At 61.8% G+C, this 20,310-nt stretch carries 18 protein-coding genes; 4 read left to right on the top strand and 14 right to left on the bottom strand.

Annotation, left to right across the window (positions count from 1 at the left end):
• Nucleotides 1–4 precede the first annotated feature (4 nt).
• From WDB86_RS00155 to WDB86_RS00145, 3 genes are read left to right on the top strand one after another with little or no spacing between them, the layout of a single operon-like run.
• A complete protein-coding gene (locus WDB86_RS00155; RefSeq protein WP_406736257.1) occupies nt 5–817 on the top strand; it encodes a TatD family hydrolase in 813 nt (270 codons plus the stop codon).
• Nucleotides 814–1,623, top strand: coding sequence for an MBL fold metallo-hydrolase (locus WDB86_RS00150; RefSeq protein WP_406736256.1), 810 nt, complete (start codon nt 814–816; stop codon nt 1,621–1,623). The genes WDB86_RS00155 and WDB86_RS00150 overlap by 4 nt, the downstream gene beginning before the upstream one ends.
• Nucleotides 1,620–2,567, top strand: coding sequence for an AEC family transporter (locus WDB86_RS00145; RefSeq protein WP_406736255.1), 948 nt, complete (start codon nt 1,620–1,622; stop codon nt 2,565–2,567). The genes WDB86_RS00150 and WDB86_RS00145 overlap by 4 nt, the downstream gene beginning before the upstream one ends.
• An 8-nt stretch (nt 2,568–2,575) precedes the next feature.
• Here WDB86_RS00145 and map read toward each other — a convergent pair whose 3' ends face one another.
• Nucleotides 2,576–3,325, bottom strand: coding sequence for a type I methionyl aminopeptidase (gene map / locus WDB86_RS00140; protein ID WP_406721047.1), 750 nt, complete (start codon nt 3,323–3,325; stop codon nt 2,576–2,578).
• Nucleotides 3,326–3,415: 90 nt separating this feature from the next.
• On the opposite strand from map, the gene WDB86_RS00135 reads away from it, so the two are divergent.
• Complete coding sequence (locus WDB86_RS00135) at nt 3,416–3,838, top strand: NADPH-dependent FMN reductase (RefSeq protein ID WP_406737059.1); 423 nt, start codon at nt 3,416–3,418, stop codon at nt 3,836–3,838.
• 56 nt (nt 3,839–3,894) lie between these two features.
• Here the strand turns inward: WDB86_RS00135 and WDB86_RS00130 are convergent, their stop codons facing one another.
• The 13 genes from WDB86_RS00130 to WDB86_RS00070 form a co-directional block, all read right to left on the bottom strand.
• On the bottom strand, nt 3,895–4,749 hold the full coding sequence (locus tag WDB86_RS00130) for an ABC transporter permease (protein ID WP_339107774.1): 855 nt from the start codon (nt 4,747–4,749) through the stop codon (nt 3,895–3,897).
• A gap of 5 nt (nt 4,750–4,754) precedes the next feature.
• The gene (locus WDB86_RS00125; protein ID WP_406736254.1) at nt 4,755–6,317 is read right to left on the bottom strand and encodes an ABC transporter permease; all 1,563 of its coding nucleotides are present in this window, start codon (nt 6,315–6,317) and stop codon (nt 4,755–4,757) included.
• Between the two features lie 106 nt (nt 6,318–6,423).
• Nucleotides 6,424–7,536 carry an extracellular solute-binding protein gene (locus tag WDB86_RS00120; RefSeq protein WP_339107776.1) on the bottom strand — a complete coding sequence of 371 codons (1,113 nt, stop codon included), beginning with the start codon at nt 7,534–7,536 and terminating at the stop codon, nt 6,424–6,426.
• A gap of 89 nt (nt 7,537–7,625) precedes the next feature.
• Nucleotides 7,626–8,729, bottom strand: coding sequence for an ABC transporter ATP-binding protein (locus WDB86_RS00115; RefSeq protein ID WP_406736253.1), 1,104 nt, complete (start codon nt 8,727–8,729; stop codon nt 7,626–7,628).
• 357 nt (nt 8,730–9,086) lie between these two features.
• Nucleotides 9,087–9,494, bottom strand: a complete 408-nt coding sequence (locus WDB86_RS00110; RefSeq protein ID WP_406721050.1) for a YybH family protein — start codon at nt 9,492–9,494, stop codon at nt 9,087–9,089.
• Nucleotides 9,491–10,891: an FAD-binding oxidoreductase gene (locus WDB86_RS00105; protein ID WP_406736252.1), complete on the bottom strand. Its 1,401-nt coding sequence runs from the start codon at nt 10,889–10,891 to the stop codon at nt 9,491–9,493. The genes WDB86_RS00110 and WDB86_RS00105 overlap by 4 nt, the downstream gene beginning before the upstream one ends.
• Before the next feature lie 114 nt (nt 10,892–11,005).
• Nucleotides 11,006–12,658, bottom strand: coding sequence for a DNA repair protein RecN (gene recN, locus WDB86_RS00100; RefSeq protein WP_406736251.1), 1,653 nt, complete (start codon nt 12,656–12,658; stop codon nt 11,006–11,008).
• 36 nt (nt 12,659–12,694) lie between these two features.
• A complete protein-coding gene (locus WDB86_RS00095) occupies nt 12,695–13,549 on the bottom strand; it encodes an outer membrane protein assembly factor BamD (protein ID WP_339107781.1) in 855 nt (284 codons plus the stop codon).
• 261 nt (nt 13,550–13,810) lie between these two features.
• On the bottom strand, nt 13,811–14,731 hold the full coding sequence (gene lpxC, locus WDB86_RS00090) for a UDP-3-O-acyl-N-acetylglucosamine deacetylase (RefSeq protein WP_406736250.1): 921 nt from the start codon (nt 14,729–14,731) through the stop codon (nt 13,811–13,813).
• A 281-nt stretch (nt 14,732–15,012) separates the two neighbouring features.
• Complete coding sequence (gene ftsZ, locus WDB86_RS00085) at nt 15,013–16,797, bottom strand: cell division protein FtsZ (protein WP_339107783.1); 1,785 nt, start codon at nt 16,795–16,797, stop codon at nt 15,013–15,015.
• Between the two features lie 258 nt (nt 16,798–17,055).
• A complete protein-coding gene (gene ftsA, locus WDB86_RS00080) occupies nt 17,056–18,390 on the bottom strand; it encodes a cell division protein FtsA (protein ID WP_339107784.1) in 1,335 nt (444 codons plus the stop codon).
• A gap of 25 nt (nt 18,391–18,415) precedes the next feature.
• Complete coding sequence (locus tag WDB86_RS00075; protein WP_406736249.1) at nt 18,416–19,381, bottom strand: cell division protein FtsQ/DivIB; 966 nt, start codon at nt 19,379–19,381, stop codon at nt 18,416–18,418.
• Nucleotides 19,369–20,292, bottom strand: coding sequence for a D-alanine--D-alanine ligase (locus WDB86_RS00070; protein WP_406721055.1), 924 nt, complete (start codon nt 20,290–20,292; stop codon nt 19,369–19,371). Before WDB86_RS00070 ends, WDB86_RS00075 begins: the two co-directional genes overlap by 13 nt.
• Nucleotides 20,293–20,310 lie beyond the last annotated feature (18 nt).

Below are 20,310 nucleotides of genomic sequence, written 5' to 3'. Positions count from 1 at the left end.
CAAAGTGGCCCGCGAGACCGATATTCCGCAAATTACCGACAGCCACTGCCATCTGGATTTCGACAGTTTCGACGAGGACCGCGATCAGGTCATTGCCCGCGCTCTCGAGGCGGGCGTCAGCCGGATGGTGACCATCTGCACGCGGCTGAAAAACGAACCGCAGGTCCGCGCGATTGCCGAGCGCTATGATCAGGTCTTCTATGCGGCAGGCACCCACCCGATGAGCGCCGCCGAAGAGCCGATGGTCTCGGTCGAGGAACTGGTGGCGCTGGCCCAGCACCCGAAATTCGTGGGGCTGGGCGAGACGGGTCTGGATTACCACTACTCCGCCGATAGCGCCGAGGTGCAGAAGGTCAGCCTGAAGATCCATATCGAGGCGGCGCAGGAAACCCAGTTGCCGCTGATCATCCATGCCCGCAATGCCGATGAGGATATGGCGAAGATCCTTGGCGAGGGCATGGCCCGCAAGACCTACCCTTGCGTGCTGCATTGTTTTTCCTCGGGGCCGGAACTGGCCAAAGCCGCGCTGGAGATGGGGATCTACCTGTCGATGTCGGGCATCGCGACCTTCCCGAAAAGCCAGGAGATCCGCGATATTTTCGCCACCGCTCCCGTGGACCGCATTCTGGTGGAAACCGACAGCCCCTATCTTGCGCCCAAACCCCATCGCGGCAAACGCAACGAACCGGCCTACACCGCCCATACCGCCCGTGTGGGTGCCGAGGTCTTCGGCATGGACTACGCCGAGTTTGCAGCGCAAACGCAGAAAAACTTCGACACGCTCTTTGCCAAGGCCGCCAGCTGGAGGGCCAAATGACCCTGCGCTTCACGATCCTTGGCTGTGGTTCCTCGGGCGGCGTGCCGCGGCTTGGCGGGCATTGGGGGGAATGTGACCCCGCAAACCCCAAGAACGCCCGCCGCCGATGTTCGATGCTGGTCGAACGTCTGGGCGCGGCAGGCACCACCCGCGTGCTGATCGACACCGGCCCCGATATGCGCGCACAGTTACTGGATGCGGGCGTGGGCGAATTGGATGCCGTGGTCTATACCCATTCCCATGCCGACCATATCCACGGGCTCGATGACCTGCGCCAGATCGTGTTCAACATGGGCCAGCGTCTGCCGGTGTGGGCCGACCCCGAGACCGCTGGCCGTCTGGTCAAGGCCTTCGACTATGCTTTTGTCCAGCCCGAGGACAGCAATTACAAACCGATCTGCGAGCTGACCGAGATCGACGGGCCGTTTGTGATTGATGGGGCGGGCGGGCAGTTGCCGTTCACCCCTTTCGAGGTGGATCACGGCAATATCAAGGCTTTGGGCTTCCGTATCGGCGGGCCGCAGGGCGGTCTGGCCTATCTGCCCGATGTCTCCGAGATTCCGCCGATGGCTTGGCCCTATCTGCAAAACCTCGATATCTGGGTGCTGGACGGGCTGCGTCGCAAGCCGCATCCGACCCATGCCCATCTGGCGCTTGCGCTGGAATGGATGGAGCGCGCGGGCAACCGCCACGGCGTGATCACCAATATGCATATCGACCTCGATTATGATGCGGTGATGCGCGAGACCCCCGATCATGTGGTCCCCGCCTATGATGGCATGGTGCTGGAGCTGCCCGACGCATGAGCGCATTGATCGACGTCATCCTGCCTGTCTTCCTGATCGTCGGTCTTGGCTATCTTGCCACTTGGAAAGGCCTGTTTTCGGAGACAGCGGTTGACGGGCTGATGCGCTTTGCGCAGAATTTCGCGGTGCCGGTGCTGCTGGCGCGGTCGATTGCGAAACTGGATCTGGGCGCAAGCTTCGACTGGCGGTTGATGGTCAGCTTTTACGCGGGCGCTCTGCTGGCCTTCGGGATCGGCATTCTGGGCGCGCGCCTGATGGGCCGCCATCCCGACGAGGCAATCGCCATCGGTTTCTGCTGCCTGTTCTCCAACTCGCTGCTGCTGGGCATCCCGATCACCGAGCGCGCCTATGGCACCGAGGCGCTGGCGGGCAATTTCGCGATCATCTCGATCCATTCGCCCTTCCTCTATACGGTAGGCATTCTGGCGATGGAGGCCACACGCTCGGCAAGTCAGGGCATCAGCCTTGCGCGGGTGGGGATCAATGCGCTGAAAGGCGTGCTGCGAACGCCTCTGGTGATCGGCATCCTTTGCGGGCTGCTGATCAAGCTGGGGCAGTTCGTCACCGGCCAGCCGCTGCCGCATCCGATCTGGGCGGCGATGGATATGATGGCGGGGGCGGCGATTCCGGCGGCGCTTTTCGGGCTGGGCGGCGTGCTGGTGCGCTATCGCCCCGAAGGGGACAGCCGCGCGATCACGATGGTCTGCGTGCTGTCCTTGCTTGTGCATCCGGGACTTGCCTATGTGCTGGCGCGGTTCGGCTTTGGCCTGAACATGGACCAGCTGCGTTCGGTCACGATGACAGCGGCAATGGCGCCGGGGGTCAATGCCTATCTCTTCGCCAATATCTATGGGGTGGGCAAACGGGTGGCGGCTTCGGCGGTGCTGGTGGGCACGGCGCTTTCGACCCTGACCATATGGACGTGGATCGCCTTCCTGCCTTAATCGGGACTTCAGTCGGGAATCGTGACGATGATCACGCCCTTCTCGGTCGCCACCACGGTATGTTCATATTGCACGGTGGGGGCCGAGGGCTCGGCATAAAGCGTCCAGCCGTCTTCCTCGGTATCGGCCCATTCGCCGCCCATCGACAGGAAGGGCTCGACCGTCAGCACCAGCCCCTTCTCGATCACACGCTTGTCGCGTTTCTCGGTCCATGTCGGGATTTCCTCTGGGTATTCATGCAGCGAATTGCCCACCCCGTGGCTGGCCAGATTGCGGATCAGCGTATAGCCGCGCGGCTTGGCAAAGCGCTCGATCGCCATGCCGATGCCGTTCAGGGGCTTGCCCGCCGCGACCTGTTTCACGCCGATCTGCATGGCCTTCTTCCCGTCGCGGCACAGCTGGTCCAGCACGGGGCGCATCTGCCCCACCCCGAAACTTGCACCATTATCGGCGAAATAGCCATTTTTGCTGGCCGAAACATCGATATTGACCAGATCGCCCGCGCGGATCACCCGACCCGACGGAATGCCATGCGCCACTTCCTCATTGACCGAAATGCAGGTGGCGCCGGGAAACTGGTAGACCGCCTCGGGGGCCGAGACCGCGCCTGCCGCCTCCAGCATGGCACGCCCGATGTCATCCAGCTCCAGCGTCGTCATCCCCGGCTCGACCGCGCGAGCCATCCCCTGCAGCACATTGGCGCAGATCCGGCCAATCTCTTTCAGCCCGTCTAGCTCGGCTTCACTGGTCACAATCATATCGGGCTCCGTCTAACGTGCCTTGGCTTATCAAACCGCCACCTGATGGACAATAAACCCTTGCGGTAGAATCTACCGCAGACACGCGCTATCTATGACCGGCTGGGGGATCTTCCGGTGTTTTCGCCAGATCAGGAGAGCGATCCCCCTGAACCGGTTGTGACTCTGACCGGGATGATCAGAAAAAGCGACGGGCTGATTATCGCGAGCCCCGAATATGTGCGCTCTATTCCGGGTGGCTTGAAAAACGCCATCGACTGGCTGGTTTCGCGCGAGGAGCTTATTCACAAGCCTATCGCCTTAATGCATGCCTCCCATCGTGGCGATGATATGCTGGCGCAGCTCCGGCTGGTGCTGGCAACGGTCAGTTCCGGATTTCTGCCCGAGGTGTTCTTGAAGCTTGAGTTGCTGCATATCCCGCAACCGGAGATTGAAACCCACCTGTCACAAGATAAGCAGCGCCATGACATGGAAAACGACTTGAACCGGTTTTCCGCAGCTATTGAAACATAAAAAGGCCCGCGCAACGCACGGACCTTCTGGTTCATTCAAGCTTGCGTCTTGCCCGTTTAGCGCGGGGTGACACCGCGCAGACGTTCATTCCGGCGGCGCAGCAGCTCTACTGCTGCCAGCAGCGCGATAGAGAACACCACAAGGATCGTGGCCACTGCCAGAATGGTGGGCGAGATCTGTTCGCGCAGGCCGATGAACATCTGCCACGGCAGGGTCTTTTGCGAGGCCGAACCCACAAACAGCACCACCACCACCTCATCGAAGGAGGTGATAAAGGCGAAAAGCGCGCCCGAGATCACGCCCGGCAGGATCAGCGGCATCTGCACCTTGAAGAAGGTGCGCACCGGCCCTGCGCCCATATTCGCCGCAGCCCGGGTCAGCGAGCGGTCAAAGCCCACCAGCGTGGCCGTCACGGTGATGATGACGAAGGGGATGCCCAGAGCGGCATGGGCCAGCACCACACCGATATAGGTGCCCTGCAAGCCGACGCGGGAGTAGAAGAAATACATCCCCGCCGCCGAGATGATCAGCGGCACGATCATCGGCGAGATCAGGATCGCCATGATCGCACGCTTGAAGGGCACATGGCTCTGGCTGAGGCCGATGGCCGCCAGCGTCCCCAAAGACACCGAGATCAGCGTCGCCACCGGTGCGATCGTGACCGAGTTTTTCAGCGCCTGCTGCCAGTCGGGATTGGTGAAGAAATCCACATAATGCTTGAGCGAATAGGCATCGGGGTCCAGTGCCAGCATACCCGGCGTGAAGGTAAAGAAGTTCTCGGCGTTGAAGGAAAGCGGAATGATCGTGATGATCGGTGCGATCAGGAAGAAGAAGATCAGGCCACACAGAACACGGAACGTATAGAACCAGATCCGCTGGCCGGTGGAGGCATAGGGGGGAAGTGCGCTCATGTCTCTTATCCCAGTTTCACGTTATCGATGCCGACGATTTTGTCATAGGCCCAATAGAGCAGCATGACGGCGGCCAGAAGGATGCTGCCAAGGGCGGCGGCGAGACCCCAGTTCAGCGAGCTGGAGATGTGATAGGCGATGCGGTTCGAGATGAAGATCCCCGAGGTGCCCCCCACCAGTTCCGGCGTGATGTAGTAGCCGATGGCAAGGATGAACACGAGAATGGACCCTGCCCCGATGCCCGGCACCGATTGCGGGAAGTAGACCCGCCAGAAGGCCGTCCAGTCGGTCGCGCCCAAGGATTTGGCCGCACGCACATAGGTTGGCGGGATGGTCTGCATCACGGAATACAGTGGCAAGATCATGAAGGGCAGCAGGATATGGGTCATCGCGATGATCGTGCCGGTCTGGTTATTGATCAGCGCCAGCCGCCCGTCTTCCCCGATGATATGCGCCCAGACGAGAATATCATTGATCACCCCCTGATTTTGCAACAGCACCTTCCACGCCGAGGTCCGCACCAGAAGCGAGGTCCAGAAAGGCAGAAGCACAAGGATCATCAACAGGTTCGAGGTGCGCATCGGCAGATTGGCCAGCAGATAGGCCACCGGATAGCCCAGCAGGATGCAGCTGACCGTAATCGCCAGCGACATCACCAGCGTGCGCCAGAACAGCTTCAGATAGACCTGCTGGTCTTCGGGCTGTTTCTCGATGCCATGCGGGGTCAGTTTGTAGTCAATGGCGGTCAGGAAATAGCCGGGAGTGAATTTCGGCGCATAGGCCTTGATGGTGCCCCATACTTCGGGGTCGAGCCAGCCCTTGTCGATGGCCGAAAACTGGTCGCGGATCGAGACGGTCTCGAAGCTGCCCACCGCCGCCTTGGCCTGCGCGAAGATCGGCGCAAGCGTGCCCTCCGGCCCCGGCGCACCGGCGGCCAGATCGCGGTAAAGCGCGGTGAACAGCATATCGACCGGCTTGGTTTTGGCCAGCGTCTTGCCATCCGCCTTCAGCATATGTTCGTAATCTTTCAGCGCGCCTGCGGTTTCGGGCAGCGCATCGGGGGTCTCTTCAAGAGCCCCGGCCAGCGTCTCCCATGTGGCGGGGGCCGCCCATGCCGGATCCAGCGCCGTGAACTGCTTGGTGTAGATATCCGTATCGAACCGGTCCACACGGCGGCCCGACTTGCGGAACAGCGACGAGATCCCCGTGGTCTCGTAATTCAGCCGCGAGCCAAGACGGGTATGTTCTTTCAGCTCGGAGGCGACATACATATCGTAATAGAAAGCGGCAAAGACCTTTTCGGACGGGGCTTGGCCGCTGCTGTAATCCCAATCGTCAAGCGCCTTCACCGTCAGTGGCAGCGTGTCGGACACGATCTCGTTCTCGACCGAACGGAACAGCATATCCGCAATCGGCGCGATAAACGTCACGAGAATGAAAATCAGCAGCGGGGCGATCATTGCCAGCGCCCGCATCTTCTGTGCCCGCAGCGCGCGCGCAAGACTGCGCTTGAGTTCGCGGCTGCCTTCGCCGGAAATCTGGTCGGCGCTTTCGACGGTGTCGCTCATGTCATTGGTCCCTGTCGGTTCAACCGCCTGCCTCTTGAACTGGGCGGGTCGGAAGGCAATCGGGGGCCGGGCGTGCGGCCCCCGGAATGGTCATGATGTCAGGCGCTTACTGCGCGAGCCATGCCTGGAACTTGGCATCCAGATCGTCGCGGTAATCGGCCCACCATTCGTAGTTATACAGAAGGGTGTTTTTCGCATTGGCCGGATCGGTCGGCATATGCGGGGCCATATCGATGCCCAGCGTCGCGTGTTTGCCAACCAGCGGTGCCGAAGAGGCCCGCGCCGGACCGTAGGAGATATAGCTGGCCTCGCGGGCCAGAGCCTCGGTGGTGGTTTCCTTCTTGATGAAGTCCTTCACGCGCGCCAGACGGTCGGCGGGCAGCCCTGCCGGAATGATCCAGCCATCGATATCGAAGACCTGCATATCCCAGAGCATGGCCACCGGCTGATGCTGCTCTTCGATGACCGAGAAGAGACGGCCATTATAGGTGGAGCCCATGAAGACCTCGCCATCGGCCAGAAGCTGCGGCGTATCGGCACCGGCGGACCACCAGACAACATCCTTCTTGATGGTATCGAGCTTCTTGAAGGCGCGTTCCTGACCTTCATCGGTCTCCAGAACATCGTAAATATCGTCTTTGGCGACGCCGTCACAATACAGCGCCCATTCCATATTGTTGATCGGACGCTTCTCAAGCGCGCGCTTGCCCGGATAGGTTTTGGTATCGAACAGGGCGCAGATATCGGTCGGCGGATCGGTGCCTTCGGGCACCATATCGGTCCGGTACCCGACGGTGGTCGAATAGACGATCTGCGGAATGAAGCAGTCCGACACCATCAGATCCCCGAAATCATCCTCGGCGCTGGAGCCGTCGGCCCCTTTGACAAGATCGGTCTCGGGGTCGATCTCGGCGGCCAGCCCCTCATCGCACAGCCGGATCGCATCGGAGGCCACGACATCGACCAGATCCCAGGTCACGTTACCGGCTTCGTTCATTGCGCGCAGCTTGGCCACGGCCTCATTGGAGGATTCATCCCAATGGGCGGTCAAACCGGGATTTTCGGCGAGATAGGGCTCAACATAGGCTTTGTTCTGGCTGTTCTGGTAGGCCCCGCCCCAAGACACGATCGTCATGGAATTGGCCATCTCCTCTGCAGAGAGCGGCGCGGCAAACAGAGCCGCGGCGGTACTCGCCAGAAGGGCTTTCTTGAAAGTCATGTAGTCTCTCCCGTTGAAAAAGGTCAGGTGTTCCCGTCGTCCCTAGACGGTCCACAGGCAGATTGCGCCGCCCGCGGTTAAGAATTCGATCACAGAGGGTCGAGTGCCCGTGCATCATCAGGGTGCCAGCCGATTTTGATCTTCTGGCCTTTCGGAAGCATCGAGGCGCCCAATGTATTACGGGTCTTCATCACGAAATCTTCCGTGCCCGCGACGCGCAGGACGGTGCGGTAGATATCGCCCATATAGACGACATCAAGGACTTCGGCCTCGATCAGGTGCCAGTCGGGCGCCATACGAGCGGGGTCGAATTCGATACGTTCGGGGCGGATCGACACCAGCGTGTCCTGCCCCTCATGGCGGATATTGACCGCCGTCGCCGCGATCAGCTCGCCATTCTGCAGCCGGATGGTGCACAGCCCCGCCGCCTTGTCGAGGGTTTCGACCTTGCCTGGCAGGCGGTTGTTTTCGCCGATGAACTGCGCCACGAAGCTGTTTTTGGGGCGTTCATACAGCTCGTCGGGCGACGCGAGCTGCTGGATGCGGCCATCATTGAACACCGCCACGCGGTCCGACATGGTCAGCGCCTCGCCCTGATCATGGGTCACATAGACGACGGTGATGCCAAGGTTCTCGTGCAGTGCCTTGATCTCGAACTGCATATGCTCGCGCAGCTGCTTGTCGAGCGCGCCGAGCGGTTCGTCCATCAAGACCAGCTCGGGATCGAAGACCAGCGCCCGCGCCAGCGCGATCCGCTGGCATTGACCGCCCGACATCTGGCCCGGACGACGGTTGGCAAACGCCCCCATCTGCACCATATCCAGCGCGCGTTTGATCTTGGCCTCGCGTTCGGCCTTGCCCATTTTGCGCACTTCCAGCGGGAAGGCCAGATTTTCGGCCACCGTCATATGCGGGAAAAGCGCATAATTCTGGAACACCATGCCAATTCCGCGCTTGTGCGGCGGCACGTTGTTGATATTAGTTCCCCCAAGACGAATCTCGCCATTGGTCGCGGTCTCGAAGCCTGCAAGCATCATCAGGCAGGTCGTCTTGCCCGAGCCTGACGGCCCGAGCATCGTCAGAAACTCGCCTTTTCCGATGGACAGGTTGAGGTCTTTTACAACCAGATTCTCACCGTCGTAGCTTTTTTGCACGCGGTCGAAAACGACGAATCCGCCGTTGTCACTGTTCATAGCCAAATCGGGCTCCCCGTCGGATTTATCTCGGTTTATTGTTTTTACATTCCCGTGAGCCAACCTAACCAAGGCTCTGCCTTTATTTCAACCCTTCGCTTGGAAAGAAGGCAAAATCCGGTGAACGGCCGGTCAATGCGGAAAGTGTCTGGTCAAAATACGGCCATTTTGATGCGTGAAGCGACCATTTTGGCACCTATTCATCGCCCATCGAAAGTGCAGTTTAAAAACGTCTATAATATTAAGCGGAAAATCTGTCGGATCATTTCGCCCCAGACGCGCATTGCCACGGCGTCTTACAAGCCGGATCCATCGCGCGGGATCAGGGGGATTCGGAGGCCCCGCAGGGCCCCCGCCTTAGCTTTCAACCACGAACTGGCCCGAAACGATCAACCAGCCGGTGCCCGCGCGTGTCATGACCGAAATGAACACCGCCCCGACCCGTCCGGCATCCGAGCCATCGGCATTGATGATGCCTGACAGCACGAAACGTTGCTGCACAATCACCACATCGCGCCCCACAGGCCGGAAACGCACCTTGCCGGTGACCAGCCTCGCGCGGGAGAACGCCCCTGCCAGCTCGCCCGCCAGCAATTCGGCAATCTGTGCGCGCCCGTCGGCGGCTTCCCCCGTCAGCCCGAGGAAATCGGCATCGTCGGTAAAGAAAGACGCCATAAGCCGCGCGTCCTTCGAGCTCCACGCGCGGGTGAACGCGCGCGGCAAATCTTCGGGGCTCGGAAACGGAACCTCGATGGAAGAGATCATTCAGCAGCCTCCCTGACGGCCTTGGTCTGGTCCGGCACCATCTTGCCGGGATTAAGAATATTCAACGGGTCGAGCGCCTGTTTGATCGCGCCCATGACCTGCCATGCCGCACCATGTTCGGCCTCCATATAGGCCAGCTTGCCCATACCGATACCATGTTCGCCGGTCACCGTCCCGCCCATCGACAGCGCGCGCTCGGACATTTTGGCGGCGACCTCTTTGGCGCGTTTGAATTCATCCTTGTCGTTGCGATCCAGCATCAGAACCGAGTGGAAATTCCCATCGCCCACATGGCCAAGGATCGGGCCGACCAGCCCTGCCGCATCAATGTCGCGGCGGGTGTCCTCGACCGCCTCGGCCAGACGCGAGATCGGCACCACGATATCGGTCACCAGCCCCATACAGCCCGGACGATAGGCGATGCAGGCCGGATAGGCACCATGACGCATCCGCCACAGCCGCGTGCGGTCTTCGGCGGTGGTCGCCCAGTCGAAATTGGCGCCGCCCATCTCGGTGACCACCTCGCCGAAGCGCTCGGATTGCTCAGCCACCATCGCCTCGGACCCGTGGAACTCGATCATCAGATGTGGTTTTTCCGGCAGGTCAGTGCCGTTCATCTTGTTGAAGATCTGCGCGGTCATCGCGTCAACAAATTCGATCCGCGCCATGCGGATGCCCATCTGGATCACCATCTGCACGGTTTCCACCGCCGCATGCAGGGTGTCGAAAGCACAGACCGCCGAAGAGACTGCCTCGGGCTGGCCATGCAGTTTCAGCGTGAGTTCCGTGATAATCCCCAGCGTGCCTTCCGAGCCCAGCATCAGCGCGGTCAGGTCATAACCCGCCGAAGATTTACGCGCGCGCGAGCCGGTGCGGATGATGGTGCCATCGGCCAGAACGACCTCCAGCCCCATCACGTTATCCTTCATCGTACCGTAACCCACCGTGGTGGTGCCAGACGCCCGCGTCGAGGCCATGCCGCCCAAGGACGCATTCGCCCCCGGATCGACAGGGAAGAACAGCCCCGTGGCGCGCAGTTCGGTATTGAGCACCTCGCGCGTCATGCCGGGCTGGACGCGGACCTGCATGTCGTCCTGATAGAGCTCGACCAGCTTATCCATCCGGCTCATATCCAAACAGAGCCCGCCGTGGATTGCCAGTGCGTGCCCTTCCAGCGAAGTGCCCGTGCCCCAAGCCACCACCGGCATCCTATGGGCGGTGCAGATCTTCATGATCTGCGACACCTCTTCGGTCGTGGCGGGATAGGCCACCGCATCGGGCGGCGCGGGGGCGAACCAGGTTTCATTCTGGCCATGCAGGTCGCGATCGGCCTGCGTCAGGCTCAACCGGTCCCCCAGCAGGGATTTCAGGGCGTCGAGGGCTGCATCATATGCCATAATCTGTCTCCGGATCTTTGCCCACGGTTCTAGGCCCGGAACCGGCAAGAGAAAAGCCCCACGGACCAGATTCCGCATGCAGAGCGGCTGTGCAAACCGGCCTTTCGGCGGGGATCAGCCCGCCCCCAGAAGCTCGGCTGCGGCGGCACGGGCGGCATCTGTCACCTCGGCACCGGCGATCATACGGGCGATCTCGTCGCGGCGTTCGGTCTCATCCAGCGGCACGACCTCGGACAGCGTCATTCCGCCTTCCACCCGTTTCTGCACGCGGAAATGCTGTGCGCCCCTTGCGGCCACCTGCGGCGAATGGGTCACCACCAGCACCTGCGCCTCTTCGGCAACCCGCGCCAGACGACGGCCCACCGCATCGGCGGTGGCCCCGCCCACCCCGCGGTCGATCTCGTCAAAAATCAGCACCAGCGCATCGGCGCCTTTCGACAGCACCACCTTCAGCGCCAGCAAGAAGCGCGAAAGCTCACCCCCCGAGGCGATCTTGTTCAACGGCCCCGCAGGCGCGCCGGGGTTGGTGGCCACGGTGAAGGCCACATTATCCGAGCCTTCCACTGAGGGTTCGCCCGCCGACACACGGGTCTCGAACACCGCGCGTTCCATCTTCAGCGGTGCCAGTTCCGCCGCCATCGCCTGATCCAAACGGGTGGCCGCCTTGCGCCGCGCCAGACCCAGCCTGTCGGCCACCTCGCGATAGGCCAGATCGGCCTTGGTCACGGCTGATTCGAGATCGCGGATCCGGCCCTCGCCTGCATCCAGCGCCTCAAGCCGCGCGCGCAGTCCGGTGGCGAAATCACCCAGATCATCGGGTTGCACCCCATGTTTGCGGGCCAAAGCGCGAATGGCAAAAAGACGCTCTTCGGTGGCTTCCAGCGCGTAGGGGTCGAAGCTGAGCGCATCCAGCGCCTCTTCCACGCCTTGCGTGGCATCGCCCAATTCGATCAGCGCGCGTTCCAGCACGCTGAGAGGTTGATCGAGCCGCCCCTCGGCACGATCGGCAGCACCCTGAAGCCAGCGGTCGGCCTCGCGCATCAGCCCTTCGGCCCCTTCCGGCCCCAAGGCCTGCAAGGCGCGCGCCACATCCGAGCGGATCTTCTCGGCCTGCTGCATCACGCGGCGCTCGGTATCAAGGGTCGCTTCCTCGCCCGGCTGAGGGTCCAGCTTGTCCAGCTCGGCCACCGAATGACGCAGGAATTCTTCCTCGGCCTGCACCTCGGCCAATGCGGCCTGCGCCGCCGACAGGGCCTTGCGCGCCGCAGAACGATCTTTCCACGCCGCCGCAACCTGCGCCAGAAGCGGGGCGTTTTCGGCGAAGGCATCCAGCATCGCGCGGTGGCCTTTTTCATTCAGCAAACCGCCATCATCCTGCTGGCCATGCAGCTCCACCAGCGACGCCGAGATCCGGCGCAGCACCTCGCCCGTCACACGGCGGTCGTTGACATAGGCGGTCTTGCGGCCATCGGCGCGGTTCACACGGCGCAGGATCAGCGCGTCATCTTCGGGCAGATCGGCCTCGCGCAAGATGTCGCGCACCGGATGGCCCTCGGGCAGGTCGAACTCGGCGGTGACTTCGCCCTGTTCGGCCCCCTTGCGCACCAGTTCGGCACGCCCCCGCCAGCCCAGCACAAAGCCCAGACAGTCCAGCAGGATCGACTTCCCCGCCCCTGTCTCGCCCGTCAAAACATTGAGCCCCGCACCGAAGTCCAACTCGGTGCGTTCCACGATGAGGATATCGCGAATCTCAAGGCTGCGCAGCATGGGTGGTCCCGCTATAGGGCCAGTCGGGGCGCGGGCTTACAGCCACTGCCCCTTGATAACCTGGCGGTAAATCGTTGAAAGCCAGCTATCGCCCTTGTTTTCCGGTTCAAGCCCTTTGGCACGCAAAAGCTTGTAGGCGTCTTCGTAGAAGGGCGAAGACTGGAAGTTATGGCCAAGGATCGCCGCCGCCGTCTGGGCCTCGTCGGTCAGACCAAGAGCCAGATAGGCCTCGACCAGACGTTCCAGCGCCTCGGGCGTGTGGGTCGTGGTCTGGAACTGCTCGACCACGACACGGAAGCGGTTGATGGCCGCCGTGTAATTGCCGTGCTTGAGGTAATAGCGACCGATCTCCATTTCCTTGCCCGCCAGATGGTCGAAGGCAAGGTCGAATTTCAGCATTGCCGAGCGCGCATAATCGCTGTCGGGATATTGCTCGATCACTTCGCGCAGCGCCTGCAGCGCCTGATAGGTCAGGCCCTGATCGCGACCGACCTCATCGATCTGGTCGTAATAGCTCAGCGCCAGAAGATATTTCGCATAGGGCGCATCTTCCGACCCCGGATAGGTGTCAAGATAACGCTGCGCGGTCGAGCGCGCCTCTTCGTAATTCTTCGCGCGGTGCTGGGCATAGGCCTGCATGATCACAGAGCGCTGCGCCCATTCCGAATAGGGATAAAGACGTTCGACCTCTTGGAAGTAATGCAGCGCATCCGTCGGACGGCGCGGGTTCCCCACTTCCAGCTCGTATTCGCCGCGCTCGTAGATCTGCTGCGCGGTGAAGTTATCCAGAGGCACATCCTTGGGGCTGTCGCCTTTGCCCGAACAGGCAGCGAGGGTCGCCACCAGCAAGAGACACCCGACCCTTGTAGCCGCTGATTTGCCGTGCATCATGCCCTGCCCTATCCCATTCTTGCCCTGCCCCGATGGGCGGGATCTCTTCCTGATCTGCCCGAGGGCAGTAACGTTCAACACCGCTTAACACAGAACAATCGGCTGCGCAAAACGCCTTTCACTGCACCTTCCTAGCGTCAACGCATTGAGAAGCCAAGCATCACTGTGACAAATGAAAAAGCCTCCATGCACACAAGCGCATGAAGGCTTCACAATCGCAAGAGCGCCATGCCGCAAAGCGGCGCGAACCCACCGGATCCGTTACTGGGCGGCGAAAAGATGCGGCATACAGACGCCCGCGCCGGGGGTGGCGTCTGCCGCTTCGGAATCAAGCACGACCCACTCATAGGCGCCAGGCGTGGCGAAGACCGCGCGCAGCAGCTTGTTGGTCATCGCATGCCCCGAGCGGTTGCCCACATAGCGCCCGAGAATCGGCCCGCCTGCCAGCAGAAGGTCGCCAAGCGCGTCCAGCATCTTATGGCGCACCGCCTCGTCCTTGTGGCGCAGGCCACCGGGGCTAAGCACCTTGTCGCCATCGATCACGACCGCATTGTCATAGGTGCCGCCAAGGGCTAGACCGTTCTTCTGCATCATCTCCACATCGGCACGGCGGCAGAAGGTGCGGCTATCCATCAACTCGCGCACGAAAGCGCCGTTGGACATGCCCAGACGCTTGTGCTGATGACCGATCGCCTTGTCGGTGAAATCAATCGAGAAATCGATCTCGAGCGTGCGGTTGGGTTCCAGCCGCGCCCATGCCTCGCCCTCCGTCACCTCGACGGGGCGCAGGATACGCAAGGCGCGCAACTGGCCGCCCACTTCCACCAGACCGGCAGCGCGGATGCCTTTGACGAAGGGGGCCGACGATCCGTCAAGGATCGGCACTTCCGGCCCGTCGATTTCGATCAGCGCATTATGCACGCCGCAACCGGCCAGAGCGGCCATGATATGTTCGATCGTCGAGACGGTGATCCCGTCTTCGTTTTCGATCAGGGTGCAAAGGCGGGCATTGGTCACATAATCCCAACGGGCCGCGATCAGACCGTTACGGTCCGTCACATCCACGCGGTTGAACACGATGCCATGATCGGCGGGCGCAGGCAAAAGACGCATGCGCACGGGCTGGCCTTTGTGGAGGCCGACACCATCGAAGCTCACGGGTTTTGCAAGGCTGGTCTGCACGATCAATTCCTTTCGATTCTTAGCGACGAACGGTTGAAAGTTGTCCCTCGTTCCATCGCAACATCAGTTAAGAAAAACCTGCGACTTTCTCAACTCACTCTTTGCAACAGAATGAAACATTAACCACACGCCGTAGCGGAACCCCGCCAAGCACCCCACAACCCCCTGAATAAAAAAGAAAATAGGCCGGGAAAACCCGGCCTATTTTATGCATTTTGTGATCGAAATTTTTCAGCAAGATCGGCGCGATTGGCGTTTCTCACCGAGACATTTCAAACCGATCAGTTTGCCTGACGGCGCAGGAAGGCCGGAATCTCGATGCGATCCTGATCATTGGTCTGCTCGTCATCATAGTCTTCCGCGCGGGCCTGCGGCTGCTGCGGTGCGGGCGCCTGAGCACGCGGCTGCTGACGGGCCGGTTGCTGCGCGGGCTGCTGCGCATCATGTGCGTGGCCGGTCATGCGGTTGATCAGCGAGTTGATCCCGAAACGCGGCTTCTCGGCCTGCGGCTGCGGCGCGCGCTCTGCGGCCATGCCCTGACGCGGTTGCTGCGGAGCCACACCCTGTGCCGGCTGACGGTTCACAGCGGCCTGCAGACGGGCGAGCGCCTCGGGCGAGGGCTGACCGGGCTGACGCGGACGCGGGGCCACATATTCGGCGGCCTCTTCGGCAGCTTCGTTATAATGCGGCTGACGCGACTGGTAGGTCGGGGCCTGCTGCGGCTCTTCCTGCGGCGCGGCATATTGGGCGCGCGGCTGTTGCTGGCGATATTGCGGCTGGGCAGCGGGTGCCTCGTATTGCGGCTGGGCTGCGGCCTGACGCGGCTGCTCGTAATGACGCTCGGCCTGTTGCGGGGCCGACTGGCGCATCTCCGCCTGTGCCGGACGGTATTCCTGTGCGGCACGGTGCTGCGGGGCCTGATAGCCGCGCGATTGCTGAACGGGCTGGGCCGAGGTCACGGCAACTTGCGGCTGACGCGGGGCCGGAGCCGGTTCCTGCACATGCGGAGCAGCCGCGCGGGCTTCTTCGGCCGCTTCCTGCGGATTGCGCAGCGGCTCTGCCAGAGTGCGACGCGGCACCGGAACTTCTGCCGGAGCGGCCAGAGCGTCGATACCGGTTGCCACAACCGACACGCGCATCATGCCATCCATATCGGGGTCGAGGGTCGAACCGACGATGATATTCGCATCCGGATCAACTTCCTCGCGGATACGGTTGGCCGCTTCGTCCAGTTCGAACAGGGTCAGGTCGTAACCGCCGGTGATGTTGATCAGCACACCCTTCGCGCCTTTCAGCGAGATCTCGTCCAAGAGCGGGTTGGCAATCGCCTTCTCTGCCGCCTGGATCGCACGATCCTCGCCCGAGGCCTCGCCGGTGCCCATCATTGCCTTGCCCATCTCGTCCATCACGGCGCGAACATCCGCGAAGTCGAGGTTGATCAGGCCCGGACGGACCATGAGGTCGGTCACACCCTTCACGCCCTGATAGAGCACATCATCGGCCATCTCGAAGGCTTCGGTGAAGGTGGTCTTTTCGTTGGCAAGGCGGAACAGGTTCTGGTTGGGGATGATGATCAGCGTATCCACAACCTTTTGCAGCGCTTCCAGACCTTCTTCGGCCTGACGCATGCGCTTGGTGCCTTCGAACTGGAAGGGCTTGGTCACGACGCCAACGGTCAGCACGCCCAGCTCACGCGCGGCCTGCGCGATGATCGGTGCCGCACCGGTGCCGGTGCCGCCGCCCATACCGGCGGTGATGAAGCACATATGCGCGCCTGCAAGGTGGTCGACGATCTCTTCGATCGTCTCCTCGGCCGCAGCCGCACCCACAGACGGGCGCGCGCCCGCGCCCAGACCTTCGGTCGCCTTGATCCCCATCTGGATGCGCGCCTGGCTCTTGGATTGCTGGAGCGCCTGCGCGTCGGTATTGGCAACAACGAACTCCACGCCTTCCAGCGCCTGTTCGATCATGTTATTGACGGCGTTGCCCCCAGCGCCACCAACGCCGAAGACGGTAATCCGCGGCTTCAGATCCTGTTGATCGGTCATCATGAGGTTCAAGGTCATAGAGGTCCGCCTGTTTTTTTGGTGATTGGCCCTGTCCCGGCCGTTTGAAAAATTACCCTTATTTTACCAGAAAACGACGCGTCGTCACGCGAAAAACACGGTTAAGACACAAAATCTGGGCAGATCGAAGCGCGACTCAGCGGTATTTCGCGCAGTTCTCCGGATATGGTAGAATGACAAAAAACACCCCGGAAGACCTAGCTTTCGCGGCAGATACAGTTACGTCAACATTAAGATTGGCGCGCAAGCCTCTGGGCTTTACCAGTTATCCTTGAACCAGCGGAACGCCCTGCGGAAGCTGCGCCCGCCCAGCCGGTCGACGGGGATCTCGAAATCCCACCACTCGTCCTGCGGGTTGGTCGCATGCAGCGCCAGACCGACAATGGCGCTAAAACCGGCAGATGTCGCCTGCTGCGGCAACCCCTGCACGCGAAGCGGCCGCCCCAAGCGCACGTTATGGCCGAGGATTCGCGCCGCCATACCGTCAATACCGGGCAACTGGCTGGTGCCGCCCGTCAGCACGATCTGCTGGCTGGGCATATGCGAGAAGCCCGCCACATCCAGCCGCGCCTTGATCTCCTCGAAGATCTCCTCGACGCGGGGCCGGATGATGCCGATCAGCTCGGCGCGGGTGGCGGTGCGGCTGTCCTTTTCCCAATCGCCGGAATTGGCGGAAAGCTCGATCAGCTCGCGGTCATCCATCGAGGTCGCATGGACCCCGCCATGAATTGTCTTCAGCCGCTCGGCCAACTGGCCCGAAACCTGAAGCCCCGCCGAAATATCGGAGGTGATATGATCACCGCCCATGCGCACGGCATCGGAGTAGATCATGTGTTTTTTCATAAAGATAGACAGGCCCGACGCGCCACCGCCCAAATCGATGCAGGCGGCCCCCAGTTCCTGTTCATCCTCGACAAGGCTGGCCACGCCCGACACATAGGCAGAGCTTGCCACACCGGCCAGCTCCAGATCGCAGCGCCGGATCGCATTCACAAGGTTCTGCAGCGCGAACCCGTCCACCGTCAGCAGGTGCATATCGGTTGCCAGCTTGCGCCCCGCATGGCCACGCGGGTCCGACAGGCCCGACCGGTGATCAAGCGCGAAATTGACGGGCTGGGCATGCAGCACCTCGCGCCCTGCCCCGAAATCAGGCACATCACAGGCGGCCAGCACGCGGCCCACATCCTGCCCCGTGACCTGATCTCCGGCAATATCGATCTGGCCGGTCAGCCCGTAGCTGCGCGGTTCGCCGCCCGCAAAGCAGGCAATCACATGATCCACACGGATTGCGGCCTTCTTCTGCGCGGCCTGCACCACGGTGCGGATCGCCCGCTCGGTCTGCGCCATCGTGTCGATCTCGCCAAAGCGGACCCCGCGCGATTGTGTGGTGGCCGCACCGATCACCTTGAAGCCCGCCTGCCCCGCCAGAGGCCCGCCGCCCTCCATCTCTGCCAGACCGCTCGGCCCTTCGATTTTCAGCACCAAGCACACAATCTTCGATGTGCCTATATCCAGAAGCGCAACAACACCGCGCTGCATCGCGGCCTTGCGCATATTGCGCATCGCTCTCTGGGCTTGGTAAAAATCGGGCATAGGATGCAATCTCGGTAGCTATGGCTCAGTAATTATGGGCGATGGCGCGATAACTTTCCATCGCATGGGGTGTCAGCCGGATCGTGGGGCGATCCTTGTCACGCAAATCGATCCGCGTAAAATCACGGGCAAGCACATCTTCGGCGGTATTCATCGCCAGAAGCCGCTCGACCGCCTGTACCGGCGTATCCTGCGGCAGCATCACGCGGCGATCTCCCTCCAGAACAATGTCCCAACGCCGCTGGCCCACACGGATCAGACCGCGCGCTTTGGGCAGAAGCGGCCCCATCGCCTTCAGGATCGCCAACGCCTCGGGCACCGCCTGATTGGCACCGACACCGGCAATCAACGGCAGATCGGAGCGCGCGGCACGGTCGATCAGCGTCGCAACGCGATGCCCCCCGTGGTCCAGCATCTCCAGCCCCGTCGCCGTGCGCCACAAAATCACCGGCGTGCGTTCGGTCACCACCACATCCAGCACCCCGCCGGATTTGATGCTGATCGAGGCATCCGCCACCGCATCCAGCCGCATGATCGTCTCGCGATACTGGTCCAGATCGATATTGAAGGAAGAGACCGGCAAACCGGTCGGCAGCATCGTATAGACCGCCCGCTCGACCTCGGGGCTTGCCCCCTCGACCTTGAGTTCATTGACCATGAATTCGGGACGGTTCTGGATCGAGGCCTTGATATCCTCGTAGGTCTGCAGCATATCCGCGCGCCGACCGGAATCCCCGAAATAGATCCCCAGCCCCAGCACCACGGCAAAGGTCGGCACCCCGATACGGGTCAGCGACCGCACGATGGGCGTCAGCCAGAGCCGGTTCAGCCGGAAGGCCAGACGCGAGGGGGCAGGGTCCTTACGGCGCGACGAGCGACGCACGTAAAGCTGGCCCTGCTGGCTGCGCGAGGCACCGCCAACCGCGCGTGTGCCCGCCCATCTGCCCGCATCCGCCTTGGACGGATCATGCGACGCCCCTACCTTCCGCATGAGGCATCCTCCACCATCCAGCGGCACAGCGCAGGAAAGTCGATCCCCGCCTGCATCGCCTGTTCCGGCACCAGCGATGTCGGCGTCATACCGGGCTGGTTATTGGTTTCCAGCAGGAACAACCCCGCCAATCCGCGCGTGTCATCCCAACGGAAATCGGTGCGCGAGACACCGCGGCAGCCAAGCGCCTTATGCGCCCGCAGCGCAAAATCCTGACAGGCCGTCGCGATCTCTTCGGGAATATCGGCGGGGCAGACATGACGCGAGCCACCTGCCGAATATTTGGCCTGATAGTCATACCAGCCGGTGGTCACGATCTCGGTCACGCAAAAGGCGCGGTCTTCCATCACGGCACAGGTCAGTTCGCGCCCCGGCACATAGGTTTCCACCATGACGCTTTCGGGCATGTCATCGGAAAGCTGCGGCGGGCTATTGGCCGCCTCCTGCACGATATAGACGCCGACGGAGGAGCCTTCATTATTGGGTTTGACCACATAAGGCGGCGGCAGGACATGGCGCTTACGCACCTCGTCGCGCGCGGCAATCACACTGTCGACCACCGGTAGACCGGCCTGTGCATAGACCTGCTTCGAGCGGTCCTTGTCCATCGCGATGGCCGAGGCAAGCACCCCCGAATGCGTATAGGGAAGACGCAGCCATTCCAGCAGCCCCTGCACACAGCCATCCTCGCCCCAGCGGCCATGCAGCGCGTTGAAGACGACATCCGGTTCGATTTCGGTGAGACGCTGCGCCAGATCGGGGCCAGCATCGACCTCGATCACCTCATATCCCGCAGCCCGCAAGGCGATGGCGCATTCGCGCCCAGAAGAAAGAGACACATCCCGCTCTGCGGACGCGCCACCCATCAATACCGCCACAAGCTGGGTCGTCCTGCTCGACTTACCCGCCATACTTTGCCTCGTCGGGGT

Source organism: Thioclava sp. GXIMD4215 (genome assembly GCF_045291555.1).
Taxonomy (GTDB): domain Bacteria; phylum Pseudomonadota; class Alphaproteobacteria; order Rhodobacterales; family Rhodobacteraceae; genus Thioclava; species Thioclava litoralis.
This window is presented reverse-complemented; position numbering and strand designations above follow the sequence as displayed.

Excerpts from the sequence above, each read along its gene's own strand:
- WDB86_RS00150 (WP_406736256.1), top strand. The coding sequence starts at position 814 with ATGACCCTGCGCTTCACGATCCTTGGCTGTGGTTCCTCGGGCGGCGTG.
- WDB86_RS00145 (WP_406736255.1), top strand. The coding sequence starts at position 1,620 with ATGAGCGCATTGATCGACGTCATCCTGCCTGTCTTCCTGATCGTCGGT.
- map (WP_406721047.1), bottom strand. The coding sequence starts at position 3,325 with ATGATTGTGACCAGTGAAGCCGAGCTAGACGGGCTGAAAGAGATTGGC.
- WDB86_RS00130 (WP_339107774.1), bottom strand. The coding sequence starts at position 4,749 with ATGAGCGCACTTCCCCCCTATGCCTCCACCGGCCAGCGGATCTGGTTC.
- WDB86_RS00125 (WP_406736254.1), bottom strand. The coding sequence starts at position 6,317 with ATGAGCGACACCGTCGAAAGCGCCGACCAGATTTCCGGCGAAGGCAGC.
- WDB86_RS00120 (WP_339107776.1), bottom strand. The coding sequence starts at position 7,536 with ATGACTTTCAAGAAAGCCCTTCTGGCGAGTACCGCCGCGGCTCTGTTT.
- WDB86_RS00115 (WP_406736253.1), bottom strand. The coding sequence starts at position 8,729 with ATGAACAGTGACAACGGCGGATTCGTCGTTTTCGACCGCGTGCAAAAA.
- WDB86_RS00110 (WP_406721050.1), bottom strand. The coding sequence starts at position 9,494 with ATGATCTCTTCCATCGAGGTTCCGTTTCCGAGCCCCGAAGATTTGCCG.
- WDB86_RS00105 (WP_406736252.1), bottom strand. The coding sequence starts at position 10,891 with ATGGCATATGATGCAGCCCTCGACGCCCTGAAATCCCTGCTGGGGGAC.
- recN (WP_406736251.1), bottom strand. The coding sequence starts at position 12,658 with ATGCTGCGCAGCCTTGAGATTCGCGATATCCTCATCGTGGAACGCACC.
- WDB86_RS00095 (WP_339107781.1), bottom strand. The coding sequence starts at position 13,549 with ATGATGCACGGCAAATCAGCGGCTACAAGGGTCGGGTGTCTCTTGCTG.
- ftsZ (WP_339107783.1), bottom strand. The coding sequence starts at position 16,797 with ATGACCTTGAACCTCATGATGACCGATCAACAGGATCTGAAGCCGCGG.
- ftsA (WP_339107784.1), bottom strand. The coding sequence starts at position 18,390 with ATGCCCGATTTTTACCAAGCCCAGAGAGCGATGCGCAATATGCGCAAG.
- WDB86_RS00075 (WP_406736249.1), bottom strand. The coding sequence starts at position 19,381 with ATGCGGAAGGTAGGGGCGTCGCATGATCCGTCCAAGGCGGATGCGGGC.
- WDB86_RS00070 (WP_406721055.1), bottom strand. The coding sequence starts at position 20,292 with ATGGCGGGTAAGTCGAGCAGGACGACCCAGCTTGTGGCGGTATTGATG.